The sequence below is a fragment of the Bordetella genomosp. 1 genome, assembly GCF_002261335.1.
In the GTDB taxonomy this organism is placed as follows: Bacteria; Pseudomonadota; Gammaproteobacteria; order Burkholderiales; family Burkholderiaceae_B; genus Bordetella.
In genome coordinates this window covers 308,565-322,639 of record NZ_NEVL01000003.1, presented here as the reverse complement: position 1 = coordinate 322,639, position 14,075 = coordinate 308,565, and the positions used below count along the sequence as shown (strand labels likewise).

16 protein-coding genes are annotated in these 14,075 nt (G+C 64.8%); 4 read left to right on the top strand and 12 right to left on the bottom strand.

Annotation, left to right across the window (positions count from 1 at the left end):
• The first annotated feature begins 76 nt into the window (after positions 1-76).
• The gene (locus CEG14_RS09940; RefSeq protein ID WP_094826215.1) at positions 77-817 is read left to right on the top strand and encodes a hypothetical protein; all 741 of its coding nucleotides are present in this window, start codon (positions 77-79) and stop codon (positions 815-817) included.
• 119 nt (positions 818-936) lie between these two features.
• Here CEG14_RS09940 and CEG14_RS09935 read toward each other — a convergent pair whose 3' ends face one another.
• The 4 genes from CEG14_RS09935 to CEG14_RS09920 form a co-directional block, all read right to left on the bottom strand.
• The gene (locus CEG14_RS09935) at positions 937-1,296 is read right to left on the bottom strand and encodes an SH3 domain-containing protein (protein ID WP_094826214.1); all 360 of its coding nucleotides are present in this window, start codon (positions 1,294-1,296) and stop codon (positions 937-939) included.
• A gap of 213 nt (positions 1,297-1,509) precedes the next feature.
• Positions 1,510-1,704 carry a helix-turn-helix transcriptional regulator gene (locus tag CEG14_RS09930; protein WP_094826213.1) on the bottom strand — a complete coding sequence of 65 codons (195 nt, stop codon included), beginning with the start codon at positions 1,702-1,704 and terminating at the stop codon, positions 1,510-1,512.
• Positions 1,701-2,081 (bottom strand): hypothetical protein, encoded by a 381-nt coding sequence (locus CEG14_RS09925; protein WP_094826212.1) that lies wholly within the window; start codon positions 2,079-2,081, stop codon positions 1,701-1,703. Before CEG14_RS09925 ends, CEG14_RS09930 begins: the two co-directional genes overlap by 4 nt.
• Positions 2,082-2,301: 220 nt before the next feature.
• A complete protein-coding gene (locus tag CEG14_RS09920; RefSeq protein WP_094826211.1) occupies positions 2,302-3,000 on the bottom strand; it encodes an REP-associated tyrosine transposase in 699 nt (232 codons plus the stop codon).
• Positions 3,001-3,398: 398 nt separating this feature from the next.
• On the opposite strand from CEG14_RS09920, the gene CEG14_RS09915 reads away from it, so the two are divergent.
• A complete protein-coding gene (locus CEG14_RS09915; protein ID WP_179280575.1) occupies positions 3,399-4,271 on the top strand; it encodes an FRG domain-containing protein in 873 nt (290 codons plus the stop codon).
• A 31-nt stretch (positions 4,272-4,302) separates the two neighbouring features.
• Here the strand turns inward: CEG14_RS09915 and CEG14_RS09910 are convergent, their stop codons facing one another.
• Entirely contained in the window at positions 4,303-4,686 is a 384-nt protein-coding gene (locus CEG14_RS09910) for a DUF1311 domain-containing protein (RefSeq protein ID WP_094826209.1), read from the bottom strand.
• Between the two features lie 101 nt (positions 4,687-4,787).
• Positions 4,788-5,339: a hypothetical protein gene (locus CEG14_RS09905; protein ID WP_094826208.1), complete on the bottom strand. Its 552-nt coding sequence runs from the start codon at positions 5,337-5,339 to the stop codon at positions 4,788-4,790.
• A gap of 381 nt (positions 5,340-5,720) precedes the next feature.
• On the opposite strand from CEG14_RS09905, the gene CEG14_RS09900 reads away from it, so the two are divergent.
• Both CEG14_RS09900 and CEG14_RS09895 read left to right on the top strand, forming a co-directional pair.
• The gene (locus tag CEG14_RS09900) at positions 5,721-6,257 is read left to right on the top strand and encodes a GNAT family N-acetyltransferase (protein WP_256985627.1); all 537 of its coding nucleotides are present in this window, start codon (positions 5,721-5,723) and stop codon (positions 6,255-6,257) included.
• Between the two features lie 212 nt (positions 6,258-6,469).
• Positions 6,470-6,865 (top strand): hypothetical protein, encoded by a 396-nt coding sequence (locus CEG14_RS09895; RefSeq protein WP_094826207.1) that lies wholly within the window; start codon positions 6,470-6,472, stop codon positions 6,863-6,865.
• Between the two features lie 462 nt (positions 6,866-7,327).
• Here CEG14_RS09895 and CEG14_RS09890 read toward each other — a convergent pair whose 3' ends face one another.
• The 6 genes from CEG14_RS09890 to CEG14_RS09870 all read right to left on the bottom strand — a co-directional run bounded on the left by CEG14_RS09890 (position 7,328) and on the right by CEG14_RS09870 (position 13,946).
• Positions 7,328-9,529 (bottom strand): TonB-dependent receptor, encoded by a 2,202-nt coding sequence (locus CEG14_RS09890; protein ID WP_094826206.1) that lies wholly within the window; start codon positions 9,527-9,529, stop codon positions 7,328-7,330.
• A gap of 439 nt (positions 9,530-9,968) precedes the next feature.
• Positions 9,969-10,469: a hypothetical protein gene (locus CEG14_RS09885; protein WP_094826205.1), complete on the bottom strand. Its 501-nt coding sequence runs from the start codon at positions 10,467-10,469 to the stop codon at positions 9,969-9,971.
• Between the two features lie 351 nt (positions 10,470-10,820).
• The gene (locus tag CEG14_RS25680; RefSeq protein WP_143277186.1) at positions 10,821-11,408 is read right to left on the bottom strand and encodes a hypothetical protein; all 588 of its coding nucleotides are present in this window, start codon (positions 11,406-11,408) and stop codon (positions 10,821-10,823) included.
• 54 nt (positions 11,409-11,462) lie between these two features.
• On the bottom strand, positions 11,463-11,972 hold the full coding sequence (locus tag CEG14_RS09880; protein ID WP_094826204.1) for a hypothetical protein: 510 nt from the start codon (positions 11,970-11,972) through the stop codon (positions 11,463-11,465).
• A gap of 128 nt (positions 11,973-12,100) precedes the next feature.
• Complete coding sequence (locus CEG14_RS09875; protein WP_094826203.1) at positions 12,101-12,685, bottom strand: TetR/AcrR family transcriptional regulator; 585 nt, start codon at positions 12,683-12,685, stop codon at positions 12,101-12,103.
• Between the two features lie 352 nt (positions 12,686-13,037).
• A complete protein-coding gene (locus CEG14_RS09870) occupies positions 13,038-13,946 on the bottom strand; it encodes a LysR family transcriptional regulator (RefSeq protein WP_094826202.1) in 909 nt (302 codons plus the stop codon).
• Positions 13,947-14,075: the final 129 nt, after the last annotated feature.

Here is a 14,075-nt window from a genome sequence, read left to right as displayed (position 1 = left end):
TGCGACTTGGTAAAGTCCTGGCTGGCGTCCGGCAGGCCCGCACGCGACGCCCGACATGCCGACCCGAGAACGCCCGATGAACGATGCTCCCTATCTCATCACGCCCAAGCTGCACCTCGCCACCGACACCGAGGTCCAGGCCCTGGCCGATTGGCTGGGCCAGCCACTGCCCGCGGGCTATGCAGACTATGTGACGCGACTTGGCCGGGGCGCCTACGACAACCGCGTGATCGTGCGCCCGCCGCCCGAGATCCCGGCCGAAACGGCGCCCGAGCAAGACTTCGTGCGCGAATGGTTCGACGAGTTCTGGGGCGAAGATCCCAGCATCACCCGCGACGAAGCCGCTCGCGGCATTCCCTTTGGCTACTCGGTCGACGGCGACAAGATTCTCTACAGCCGCGAACGCGCGCAGCTCTTCGTGCTGCCGCGCCACGACGACCGCGTCTACTGGATGCCGCGCGGCTTCGCCGATCCGCTCGACTGGGGCGAGGGCCCCCACCTCCGCTCGCCGTTCCTCACCTTCGACTCCGGCATCGACCGCGCAACCGTCGAGCTCTTCACCGCGCAGAGCCTGCGCGTCGCCCAGGTAGCCGAAGCGATCACCGCCCATCTGCCCGCCGCGCACCGCCTGGATGCGGCCTGGGGCACGCTGCTCTACCTGCCCACCGTGCACGGGCGCGCGCAGCTCACACAGTCACCCGGCGACACCCGCGTCGGCGCCCGGCTGGACTACGACGCCGGCGCCACCGCCGCCCTGGCAAAGGTGTTGGACGCGCTTGAGGCGCTCGGCATGTTCGTGACGAACCGGATGCCCTGAACGTTGCCCGGGGCGCCCGCGATGCCGCGTAGGCGCTCCATCGCATGCGCGGCGCGCGGCCTGGTCGGGATGCAAATGCAGCCGCGCCCGGCGCGTGCCGCACATACGCCGCCGCCCGCTCAGGCCGCCGCGACCCGCACGAGATTGGCCAGTGGCACCCACCCCGCGTCCAGGCCGCCGGCCCGCACACACCAGGCCCAGCCATTGAGCTCGCGCTCGCCGGTCAACGCCTCGCCCTCGTTCACATCCAGCTCGCGCGCGCTGTAGTCCGCCATGGCGCGGCCCACGCCCGGACCGGTCGCTTCGATCAGTTGCGCGGGCACCCATCCGCCCGGATGCGATGCCGTGGAGCAGAAGAGCCAGTCGTCCCACCCCTCCGGCCCTTCGTAGCGCTCCCCCACCACCAGCGCCTCGCCGCGTCGAAGCCGGATGGGATCGGGATACTCGCTGCGATGGGGCGCGATCACGCGGTAATACATGTCAGCTCCGAACGAAGAATGAACAGGTAGACGCCGGTGCGGGCGTACGTGGAACCGGGAAAGGCGACGCGCTGGGACGACCGGGCGCCGATGCGTAGGTGGCGTGCCGACGCCTCATGGTAGGCGCGCCGACACTTCATGGTGGGTGCGCCGTCGCCTCGATCCAGGCGCACGCCGACCCCGGCAAACGCGCTTCGGCAGACGTCGGCCGCGTCACGCGTCCGGCACGAAGATCTCTTCGATCCTGAGCGCGAACACCCCGGCAATCTGGAACGCCAACGGCAAACTCGGATCGTAGCGACCGTTCTCGATCGCGTTCACCGTCTGGCGCGACACCTGCAGCGCCTCGGCAAGCTGGGCCTGGCTCCAGCCCCGCGCCAGCCTCAGTTCCTTGATGTGGTTGTTCACCGGTAGCGCCTCTGCGCGATCAGCAGCCCGACCACCCACAGCGAAGCCATGACCGGCCACACCGCAAAGGCCCGCAGCTGCGGCAACCCCGCGCCCTCGGCGAATCCCCAGCCGAACGTCACCAGCGCGGTGCCGAGGAAAGCCATCGCGATCGCGTCGAGCTGGATGCGTCGCTGCAACTCATCCATGCGCCACAACGCCCGCATGATCGCCCACGCCGCCGCCAATGCACCCACCATCGGCAACAGATTGATCGCCACCAACATCGCCCCCGCCGGCCGCACGGCAGCCTCCAAGGCATTGGCCCCGAACAGCAACACCCCATAAAGCGCCAGCGCCCCAACCAACTCCAGCACATAGCGTTTTTGCGTAAACATGAAAACCCCTTCCCACGGATGATGTAAAGCAAGTTTGACATCCCATCGGGGCCAATGTCAAGCAAGCTTTACACCCCAAAAACAAAGGTGTCAGACTGCATTTATCCCGCCACCCCACCCTCGAACAAAGGTGTCAGACTGCAATTTCCGCGGCGCCGCCGATCCAAACAAAGGTGTCAGACTGCATTTTTTCTGCGCCGCCGTGCGCCAAACAAAGGTGTCAGACTGCATTTTCTTTCCTCGGCCGACCGCGCCGTGCCGTCACCACCGGGCGCGCCAGCGCCGTCTGCAACGCGCGGCAATAGGCTGACGTCGCCAACGGGTTGCCGGTCTGCGTCGCGCCCCGGATCTGCATGAGTTCGTCCTCATGCAGCGCCTGGGCCGCAAGTGCCCGATAGACGCGCTGCCTCGCTTCCAAGGTGGCGCCGAGCGCGAGATAGGCCGGGTGCAGCGCCAGCACGCCGCCCTCCGCTTCCCTCAACCGCGCGCAGTAGCTCGACCACGGATATTCCTCCGGCCGTGCCACCAACCCGGCACGCACCGGGTTCAACTCGATATACCGGCAGCAGGCCAGGAAATAGCGCTCGGTCTGCACCACGCTCGAGCGGTACCGACTCTCCCAGAGCGTGCCCGAACGCCCGAACCGGCGATTCCATCGCACCGTCGCGCGTCGCGCCACCTCCTTCATCAAGCGCCCGACCGAGGGTGGCTCGGTTGGCGTGAGGAGCAGATGCACGTGGTTCGGCATCAGACAATAGGCGTGAACCGCGACGTCCAACTCGCGGGACTTCTGTTCGATATCGGAGAGGTAGGCAAGATAGTGATCGTCTCCCGCGAACACGGTCTGACGGCTGTGTCCACGCTGGACGACATGATGCGGAAGATGGGCAACCACGACCCGTGCGAGACGAGGAGACATGAGCGGCTCCGGCAAAGAGGGGAGCGTGCAACGCTAGCACTTCATGCAGAGATCGGCGCGACTGCGGGATGCGTTCATCACACCGGTTCATTGCACAGCGTGCGAGCTGGCTGCGATGGTTCTCCTGCCGCCACAGCCCGCTTCGCTGCGACCTGCCTTCCCCCGCATTGCTCCCCGCCCCGGAAAATGCAGTCTGACACCTTTGTTGTGCGCGGAGGCGGCAAAGAAAATGCAGTCTGACACCTTTGTTGGGAATCGGGCTGCACAGAAAAATGCAGTCTGACACCTTTACTGGATACCTTTACCGCGGCCGGCGGGGGCCTGTCCTAGTATGCTTAGCCCTTTACAGCCACCCGTCCGGCGCGCGCATCGTCGGGCGAGGCAGGAGACACGCGACAGTGGACATCATCGGCAGCCAGAAGATCTGGACCTTCTCCGGTTCGGCCGACGGCATCAAGGCCTCGAGCTGCGGCACGATCCGGAAGGAGCCGCCCTGCTTCGTCGCGTCGTACATGGAGCTCGCCAACAAGGTGGCCGAGCTGCAGTTCCGCAATCGCGACTTCGTGATGATGTACCGCGGCCAGGCCCGCGACCACGCCAATCGCGCAGGCGCCACGTCGCTCAAGCCGTCGCTGCTGCGTTCGCGCGTGCCCAACAAGCTGCCCACCGAGCGCGAGATCGGCCTGCGCTTCGAACGCCTGATCGCCGCCGAACAGGCGTTGGTTGCCGAGTACACCGCGCGCCAGATTCTCGGGCGCGATCGCGTCAAGCGTCAGCGCATCCTGCGCTGGGCGATACTTCAACACTACGAAATCTGCGAAACGCCGCTGCTCGACGTGACGCAATCGCTGCGTATCGCCGCGTCTTTCGCCAGCCAGCATGACGGGTCGGACGCCTACGTGTTCGTGCTGGGCATACCGCAGATCAGCGGCGCCATCACCGCAAGCGCCGAGGCCGGCATCCAGATCGTGCGTCTCGCCAGCGTATGCCCGCCCGACGCCGTGCGCCCGCACATCCAGGAAGGCTATCTTCTCGGTGAGTACCCGGAGTTCGCCAGCGCCGACCAGGGCCTGCATTACGAGCACGCGGAAATGGACTTCGGCCGCAAGCTGATCGCCAAATTCCGCTTCAACCCGGCCGAGTTCTGGCGAGGCAGCGCGGCTTTCCCGCGCGTGGACGGCGAGGCGCTCTATCCGCTTGCCGCCCAGGATCCCATGTGCGAACTGGCGAACGCGGTGAAAGCCCGGATCGCCACCCCGGCGCCCGGCTGACCTTCCGGCGCGCGCTCGGAGCGCCCGAGGCTCACTCGCCCAACAGCTCGCGCAACTCCTTCACGCGCTGAATGTTCAGCATCAGCGGACAATAGCCGTACATGGGCGATCCCACGTACGACGGGGCGAGGTCGCACTGACCGTTGCGATACACGGCTTTCTGGGTCGCCTCCAGCTTGTCTGCGTCCGCAACCGATTCGCCCACGAGGCGCGTGTGCAGCTTGTCGTAGAGCGTATTCATCTCGGCCTTGACGTCGGCATTCACCGACCCCGAGCAATTCAGCACCGAAGTATTGTTCGCCCCTCCAGCCTCGGTCAGGCAAAGGTCGTAACGGGCGTCATAATCCACCGAAGACGCGGCGCTCGCCACGGCGGCAACGGCAAAAAAGGCAAAACCGCTCAAGACTCGGATCATCGACGTTCCTCGATCGTTCAACGCTGGTTTCCTTGTAAGCCAGACCAGCCTGCTGGGGCTCCCCGGCGCCGACGACGCCCGGTGAACCCGCGCCTGCCTGCTCAGCCCTTGCGCGCACGCTTGGCCTGCAATGCCTTCATGTCGGCGAATCGCTCAAGCAGATCGCCGATCTCGCGTCGGTACAGCGCGGCAAAGGACTCGGCCGATTCATCCTCCAGCTCGTAGCCGTCGAACACGGCCACGGTCTGGTCAGGCCGGAAGCCATACAGCCGCGAATCTCCTTCCACCTTCAGCACCGGCGCAAAGTCGCTGATCTCCTGCTCGCGAACGCGATCCAGCATCACTTCGAGGTTGAGCCTGTCGGGCACGTCGGGGGCCAGCCCGAACACCATCACGCCCCGCCAGAAGGTCCAGGCCGGACCGACGTCATAGAGCTTGGCCTCCGGCCAATGCTCCTCGCGCGCCGTCACGTACACACCACCCAGCTTGGACAGGCTCAGATCGCGGAACGCGTCGGGCAGCTTGAAGCCCAGTCTGGCCTCATACGCGTCGAAGCGTTCCGCCTCGGCCGCGCCCGCCACGACCTCGAAGTCCTTGATGTCGACCGGGCCGAGGATGGCCCACATTTCGTCCAGGATGGGGGGATTTGCCATAGGGAGTCGATCCAAGAGTTGCCGGGAAAGCGAAGGGGTTGCTTGCGCATGCAATTCGTTGCGCGCACACCCGATCAAAATCGCCGCAAGCTTACCCGACCCGATGCCGGCCTCCTGTGACAGGACGTTCCAACATCATGGCGTCCGTGTAAGGGCGGAGTCAGGCGCGGGCGCGAGCGCGGACCAGGCTTGGGGCACGGGCTCGCGCCGACGCCGTAGCCACGCATGAGTGTTCGATTCCCGCACCGACGACACGCCGCCGCAAGAATGCGGTCAGACCATCGCAATGGACTCGCACTGCATTGATGCGTCCCGGATCCTGACCGCCGGCGCTGGGCGAACGCGCCTTAGGTATGATGCAGGAGAAACCGATTTTGAGAGATGGCGATGCAGCCGATCACGCACGCAGGGCTCGTTTTCCGGAGTTTTCGCAGCACCGATGCTGCCAATTTCGCGCGCGCCGCACGGGAGTCCGTCGATACGGTCGGTCGCTGGATGTCGTGGTGCAATTCATCGTTTTCGGAGCTCGACGCGCTCGCCTGGTTCAGCCAGTGTCGCTCGGGCAAGCGGCGCCAGACCGCTTATGAGGTGGGGATATTCTCCGCCTCGACCGGCGAGCTGCTGGGCGGCGCGGGGCTAAACGCGATCCAGCGCCACAACCTGCTCTGCAACCTGGGCTATTGGGTCAAGCAGTCGGCACAGCGCCAAGGCATTGCCTCGCGCACGGTGCAGGCGCTCGTTCCGTATGCGTTCGACACGCTCGGCATGCAACGCGTGGAAATCGTGGTGGCGGTGGGCAATACGCCGAGCGAGGCTGTCGCGCGCAAGGCTGGCGCGGAGTTCGAGGGCGTTGCACGAAATCGCATCCAGCTGCATGGAAAAGCCGTGCCCGCCTCGATATTCTCGCTCGTCCCGTGAGCCCCCAAGACCATGATGGCCGCGGCGGACGTTGTTGACTCACCTTCCGTCATTGTCTGCGCGACCATTCGTTGCTGCCGCAACGATCACGCAGGTCTCACGTGCTGCGCGCGATGATCTGCTGAGGTCGAACGGTCGCACATATCGCTACGCGCAACGATTCTCCTCCCCCGGGCCAGCATTGCGCCCCTTACCTCTCGCCCCACCCCACGATGCTGTCACCGCGCACCCTCGACCTCCTGGACCGCCACTGTGCCCGCTCGCACGCAGCGTTTCCGGAAGGAGGCACGCTGTGGACCTACACCGAGGCGGCGCACCAGGCCCACACACGCTTCAATGATCCCCGTCGCACGCCCACGGCGGGCCCGCTGGACATGGACGAGCTTGCGATATGGCTGCAGGCGGCCGAGGGCGAGTTCGGCACGCTGCGGCCCGACCCGCAGAGCGCGGCGCACGCCTTGATCGACGCACTCCGCACGGATCTCGGCGTCGACGCATTCCTCTGGTACTACCAGAACGACGGCCACATCATGAATGCCGACCTCCACATGGCCCGGCTGTCAGACAACCGCTACTTTTTGCTTGAGCTGTGGTGGTCGTTCGACTAGACCCGCTCCGACCTCGCCCAAAAGAAAGGTGTCAGACTGCAATTTAAAGAAAGGTGTCAGCCTGCAATTTCGTCGTTGCACCAATCAGAGGTGTCAGACTGCAATTTCCAGGCATCGAACCGCGACGGGCCCGCAAACAGACGCTCCGAACACCTTCAGCTCAGCACCAAATAATTGCAGTCTGACTCCTTTTTCACGGCGCCGCGGCCCACAGGAATTGCGGTCTGACACCTTTGTTCTTGGAGCGGCGGTTCGCGAAAATGCAGTCTGACACCTTTCTTGTGATTGGTCGGACACGGAAAAATGTAGTCTGACACCTTTGTTTGGGCGGCGACGGTGCCGGTGCATGATTCCGATGTCGCCCCAAAAAAGAAGAAGGCCGGAGATCCAGCGATCTCCGGCCTTTCGTTTCTGGCATTCACCGGCCCGGCGTGCGCGACACCGGGCCGACGTCCACATCCGTCAGAAGTCGATCTGTGCCGACAGCAGGAAGGTGCGCGGTGCGGCCGCGGTGGCGACGGTGAGCAGCGTGCTGCTCGAGAGCCAGTAGTTCTTGTTGAACAGGTTCTCGACGTTGGCGCGGAACGTGACCGGCTTGCCCATGATCTCGGTGCGATAGCGCGCGCCCAGATCGTAGCGGGTCCACGACGGCAGCGTCAGCGTGTTTTCGGCGTCATAGGGCGACGAGGCGGTGTGGATCGCGCGCGCGTTTACGCTCAGGCCCTGCACGCCCGGGATGTCCCAGTCCACGCCCAGGTTATAGGTGCGCTTGGGCACGCCCGGCGCGCGATTGCCCTGGTTCACGCCGCCGGCGGTCTCGCTCAGCTTGGCGTCGTAGAACGTGGCGCTGGCCATCACGCGCAGGCCGCGGGTGATCTCGCCGACGGCGGCCAGTTCCAGACCGCGGTTGCGCTGCTCGCCGTCGAAGCTGTAGACGTTCGACACCGGATCGGTAATGGCATTGGGCCGGTCCACCTGGAACACGGACACCGTCGTCATCACCTTGCCCCAATCGACCTTGATCCCCGCTTCGTACTGCTTGGACTTGTACGGCGCGAAGACTTCGCCCGCGTTGGCGGCCGTGGCCGGCGCGGTGCCGCCCCGGCTCAGGCCCGAGGTGAAGTTGCCGTACAGGGCCACGTTCTCCCACGGCTTGAGCACGATGCCGGCCAGCGGCGACACGGCGCTCTCGTCATACTTCGAGGTCACGCTGCCGGCCGCGTTGAAGTTCTCCAGCTTCACGTTCTGGTGACGCAGGCCGCCCGTCAGCAGGATGCGGTCGTTGGCGAACGACAGCGTGTCGGTCAGCGCCAGGCTCGACAGCTCGGTTTCCGAGTTCTTCGTCGGCGTGCTGCGATCGCCGGTCATCGGCGTGAGCCGCACCGGATCATAGATGTTGGAGTTCTGCGCGGAGCTGGCCGGTGCCGACAGGAAAAAGCTGCCGGCTTCCATCTTCAACAGCGATCCCGACACCGACAGCGTGTGCTTCACGCCAAAGGTATCGAACTTGGCGCGCGCACCGATCTCGCCGGTCTTGTTGCGCGAGTAGGCGTCGTACCAGGCGTTGGTCACGCGGAAATTGCCGTGTTGATCCAGGCCGTTGATGGTGCGCGCAGACGGAAAGTCCTGCTCGCTGCCGCCATAGCGATAGCCGGCGGCGGCATACACCATCAGGTTGTCGGTCAGGTCATACTCCAGGCGCGAGGCCACCACCGAATCGAACACCAGCAGATCGGCGCCATCATAGATCGCGCGGTGACCCGACGGGGCCGACGGCAGGTACGGAATCCCCGGCGCGAAGCCCGTCTGGGCGCGGAAGTTGTCGACGTTCTCACGCTGCGAGTAGGCATCCAGCGACCAGCGCAGCTTGGGCGAGCGGTAGTCCAGCGCGAGCGCGCCCAGGCCGAATTCCTGGCGGCCGTTGTCGAGGCTGGTCTGGCCGTTGCGATACTGGCCGTTCACGCGGATGCCCCACTGGTTCTCGTCGCCGAAGCGGCGTCCCACGTCGAGATGCGTGCCGAGGATCGACTTGCTTTCGTAGGTCGTGGTCAGGCGCGTGAGCGGCTCGTCGCCAGCACGCTTGGTGATGATGTTGATGTTGCCGCCCACGCTGCCGGTCGGGCTGATGCCATACATCAGCGTGCCGGGGCCCTTCAACACTTCCACGCGCTCCATCAGCGCGGCGGGCATGCGGTTCGACGAGGTCAGGCCATACAGGCCGTTGAAGCCGATGTCGCCGCTGGGCACGTTGAAGCCGCGGATCTGGAAGTCTTCGCTGAAGCTGCCCGTCGAGGTCATCACGCGCACCGACGATTCGTTCACGACCACGTCGGCCAGCGTGCGGGCCTGCTGGTCCTCGAGCATCTGCGAGGTGTAGTTGGTCGTGCTGAACGGAATGTCCATCACGTCGCCCGAGCCCAGGATGCCCAGGCTGCCGCCGCGCGCGACCTGGCCGCCGGCATACGCTTCCGGCAACTCGTTCAGCGCGGGCGCCGTCACGGTGACCGCCGGCAGCGTCGAGGCGTCGGCCGTGGCGGAAGACTGGGCTTGTGCCATGGCGGCCGACGCGGCCATCATCATGAAGGCGGCGCCCATCGCGCTCGCGAAGCGGGTGCGGCGGTACGCAGGGGTGTTGGCGCAGTGATGCGACGCGGCAACGTGCATGGTCGAGGGTTCCTGTGTCGTTGTAAGAGGTGTGCTTACCTGACATGACCCTTAAGAAAGAAAAAGGGATCAGGTAGACGCACCATCACTTGCAACAACATGTATCGACACGCACGAGGCTCGCACCTCCGCTGGCCGCGCCGCCGCGCCAGCCGTTTCCCCCCGCCAGGAGGACAAAAACGCGAAGGAGCCGAGAAGGCATCAAGAAAAGGAGTCAGACTACATTTTCACGAGACGCATCCACGCCGCGAAAAGGTGTCAGACTGCATTTTTTTGGAATCCGGGCGCCACCGAAAAGGAGTCAGACTGCATTTTCTGAAGCGCGCCTGCGCAGCGAAAAGGTGTCAGACTGCATTTTTCCGGTGCGCTGCGAGTCTGGCGTTGGACGCCCAGGAACGCCCGGCAAGAACCGACGCACGCACGTGCGCCGGTCAGCGAATCAGCCTTGTCGGCCGAAACCGCCGCTCGCCCAGTCCGACGCGCGTTGCACGCTCAACTTGTAGTTCGGTGCGACCTGGATCTTGGCCAGTTCCTCGCCCAGTTCGTCGTAGGCACTCAAGATGGCATAGGGCTCGTCATCGTCTGGCACGATGTCTAGCTTGATCGTCAGCCGTCCTTCGGCAGTGTCGATCTTGACGCTTTTGTGCAAGGTGGCGTGCAGCTGCTGTTCGTGACGACGCAGCACCTCGTTGGCGGTCTTTACCAGCGTGATGAACGCGGGCGAGTCGAGCGGCTTGGGATTCTTTTTGTCGCGGCCCATCGTCCAGGGGCCGACGAGGGCCGGCTCGGCCTGACCGTCCTTGGTCATCTCGACGGCCCAGCCGTCGTCGTCTTCATTCTTGATGACCCGGGCCGTCCAGCCGTCGTCCTGCCACAGCCGAGCGCTCTGCTCCTTGCTGTCTTGCGGGTCATCCAGGTCCAAATCGTGGGTATCGTTCACTGCTGTACTACTCCTGCTTTCATATTCGTGCCGTCTCTCGGGCGTGCGGCGGATCGTGTCGATATCCGCTCGGCACGCGGGAAACGAATCTCGCGGGCATTGCGGCTCGGCCCGGGCGTCTCGCGAGAACCAGAAGCACTGTAGCCCACCGCCGAGACGCGGGCGGCTCACTCTGGCATCGATGATGGGATTGTCCCGGGCTGCCGCGCACTGCGGCGTACAGCGGCGTAGTGCGGCGTAGGCCGTCGCCGCAGTTGGCCTGCCGTCGCGATGCGCCACACGCGCCTCGCCGCGACCCGAAATTGTAGTCTGACACCTTAAATCGGCTGCCGCGCCGCCGCGGAAAAGGAGTCAGACTGCATTTTTGCGATGTTCAGCGACGACTGGCGTCATGGGGCGCGGGCTGCGGTCCGTGCTTCCACGCAGCGAGGCGGAGGCGTCGACCGCTGTTACCCGCAACGCGCCGCTTCCGAAAACGGCCTCCGGCGCCGGCGTGGAAAGCATAGGCCAAACTGCCGCGGACCGGTAAGGCTGGAGTGGCGACAGGCCTTCGATGGTGCCGAGGTCTTGGGCCGCAGCGGCGCGGGCCTGGAGCAGCGACTGCTCGTCTCGCGCCGCATGGTCGACTTCCGCCGCCCGCGCATCGAGACGCGCCAGCTGTTCATGGAAAGCCTGTATGGCGCGTTGCAGACAGTGCGCGGCAAAGTCATTTCGCAGCGCGTCCACCGAAGGCCCTGCACCCTCGCCCGCCTGCGATTGTGCTGTGAACGGCATTGCCACGCATGCAGCTTCTGTGGCCTCCGCACCCATGCGTGCCGCGACGTGCGCGTACTCACGACGTTCCGCGCGCATCTGCGCACGCACGCGCTCTTCCAGATAGAAATTCTGGAGGGTGTCGATCCGTGGTCTTCCAATCGCCTCCACACTGCTCGTATTCACAAGGCTCTCCAGATTGAATTTCGCATCGAGGGGGAATACCGGTGCTCGGGTGGCTCAGCGGTTTGCTTCGATGCGGATGCGACGCTGCGACCGCAGCCAAAATTGCTGTGCGATTGCGCCAATCAAGAACAGGCCCAACCACACCGTGAGTGCGCCGCGTACCAGCGGCGCCTGGGGCCCGTCGGCCAGGGGATGTGCAAGCGGCAGGCGAGTCAGCGTTTCCGCGATGCCGGGCACCCACATCAGGAAGAAGCTGAACGAAAATCCCAGTTGGGCGAGATACACCTGCGAACGCGAGAACGCCCGCATTCGCATTATGACCAGCGCGCCGAATACCGAGATCAAGGCCAGAATGCCCAGCGCATGCCCCGCGTTGAACCCGCCTGAGCTCGATAAACCAAACGATGTGAGAACGGCCGCGATCAAGCCGCCCAGATATATTTTTCCCGCCAGCGTGGCGGTATCGATGCCGCGGTAGCGGGCGAAACTGTATGCGCCGACCACAGCGGGGATGAGGCTGACGATGGTGTGCGCCGCGCCGAGCGCTGAAATGGGATGAGGCATGGAAAACTCCTGCAGGGTCGAGGGTGTCGGGCACTGGCGAAAACACGCTTTGACCAGCCACTGACAACCAACTAGTTGATCGGTTGAGAATCGAAAAATATGCGCGCCCACGAGGCGCGCCTAAGACATCAAGCTGTGGTCAGTTGCCCGATCGCTGCCCGAGAAATGGTTGCGAAAACCTTCGGGTCGCCATAGGCGCGCGCCGTGAGCATCGCGCCATGCACCGACGACATGAATGCCTGCGCCTCCACGTCGGCCGTGTCGCGCAGACGAAACTGCCCGGCGGCACTGCCCTTCTCCAGCACCCCGGCGATCCACGCGTTCAGCTCGCCAAAATAAGCGCGCACCTCGTCGGCGATTGCCTGTGGAATCATGGGGAGCTCAGCGGCCAACATTGCGCAAATACACATCGGCATTGTGCCCTCGCCGATGCATTTCGCCCAATAATCGGTATACGCCGTCAAACGGTCCAGCGGATTCGGCACATGGCCATCCAATGCCGACAAGCCTGCCCGTGCCTGCGCGCGATGCTGGGCGACAACCGTCAATACCAAATCTGCCTTGGTCGGGAAATGGTGGTGGATGCTGGGCTTTCCAATTCGCACGCGTTCGGAAATGTCGGCGTAGCTAAAGCCGTGATATCCGCCGGCGGCCAGCAGCAGCTTCGTCTGCTCGACGATTTCGAGTGCTCTGGGGGAAAGATCCAAGCTCATGGGTAAATCCAGTTTTCTGCTTCGCTCGTCCGGGTTCTCTGCACTCGGACCGAGTCGGGGGTCGACATGGCAGCCAATCTACTAGTTGGTCGGTTTGGTGTCAAGCAGAAAGCTAGGTCGAAATTGGATCATCGAGTGCACTCGCAAATCGCATTGCAATTGCCAAGCTCCGCAGTTACTGCTTGCCACCGGAGGGGTGGCGCCGGGCATACTGCGGTCCGGCTGGGCTTGATCCGCGGGTCGACGCGCAAAGTGAGGGCCGGGGTTATCCCGGCGGACCGTTGCAAGCGCCAGCCGCCCCGAGCCATCGCCCGGCGCGTAAATGCAGTCTGACTCCTCCCCGGGGGAGGCCTCACGCGACGCGCCAGGGCACCGCGCCTTTGAATCCTGCCTGGAGGTGCTGCATGAAATCGCGGGTGCGCCGCGGCAGCCCCGCGCGGTCGTGCGTGAGCGCGACGACGTTTGCGTCCGGGGCCTTCCATGCCGGCAACAGGCGTTGCAGTCGCCCTGCCCGCAGATCGTCGGCGACGTCCCACTCCGAACGCAGGATGACGCCGCGTCCCTCGACCGCCCATTGCCAGATCACATCGCCATCGTTGCAGCTCAAGGCGGCGTTGACGCGCACGCTGCGCGTGGTACGGCCCTTCGTGAACGACCAGAGCGACACGTCCTCGTTGTTCTCGCGCAAGACGATGCAAGGCAGATTGGCGAGGTCTTCCGGCGTCTGCGGCGTGCCGTGGCGGCGCAAGAGTTCCGGCGCCGCCACGAGCAGGCGGGCGTTGGGGGCAATGGCGTGGCCGATCAGGTTGGAGGCCGGCAGCTGGCCGATGTGCACGATGACGTCGAAGCGGCCGGCGGTGGCGCTGAGCGGCTCGTCGGACAGCGTGAGCGCGATATCGACGCGGGGATTCAGGCGTTGGAAATCTGCGGCCAGCGGCGCGATGTAGCGCCTGCCAAAGCCCAGCGGCGCGCAGATGTTCAGCCGGCCCACCAGACCAGACTGGTCGCCGTGGACGTCCTGCAGCAGTTCATCGAGCTGGCGCACGAGCGATTCGCCACGCCGGCAAAGCATCTCGCCCGCCTCGGTGAACCGCAGTCGCCGGGCGCTGCGGTCGACCAGCCGAGCGCCGACGCGTGCCTCGAGCTGCTGCAGACGCTGTGATACCGCCGACGGCGTCACGCCCAGCGTGCGCGCTGCGGCGAGCAGGCTGCCGCCGGACTTGATGGAAAGCAGGAAACGGATGTCGGCGGTATCGGTCATTTCAGCCTGCCTGGATTGAAAGCGAAGCAAAACTGAATCTTACCGTTGGGCGGCGACCTCAGTACCTCGGACGCGGTGGCGGCCCCCGACGAACTGACGCAACTTACGGCGACCTGCCCCAAGTGCGCT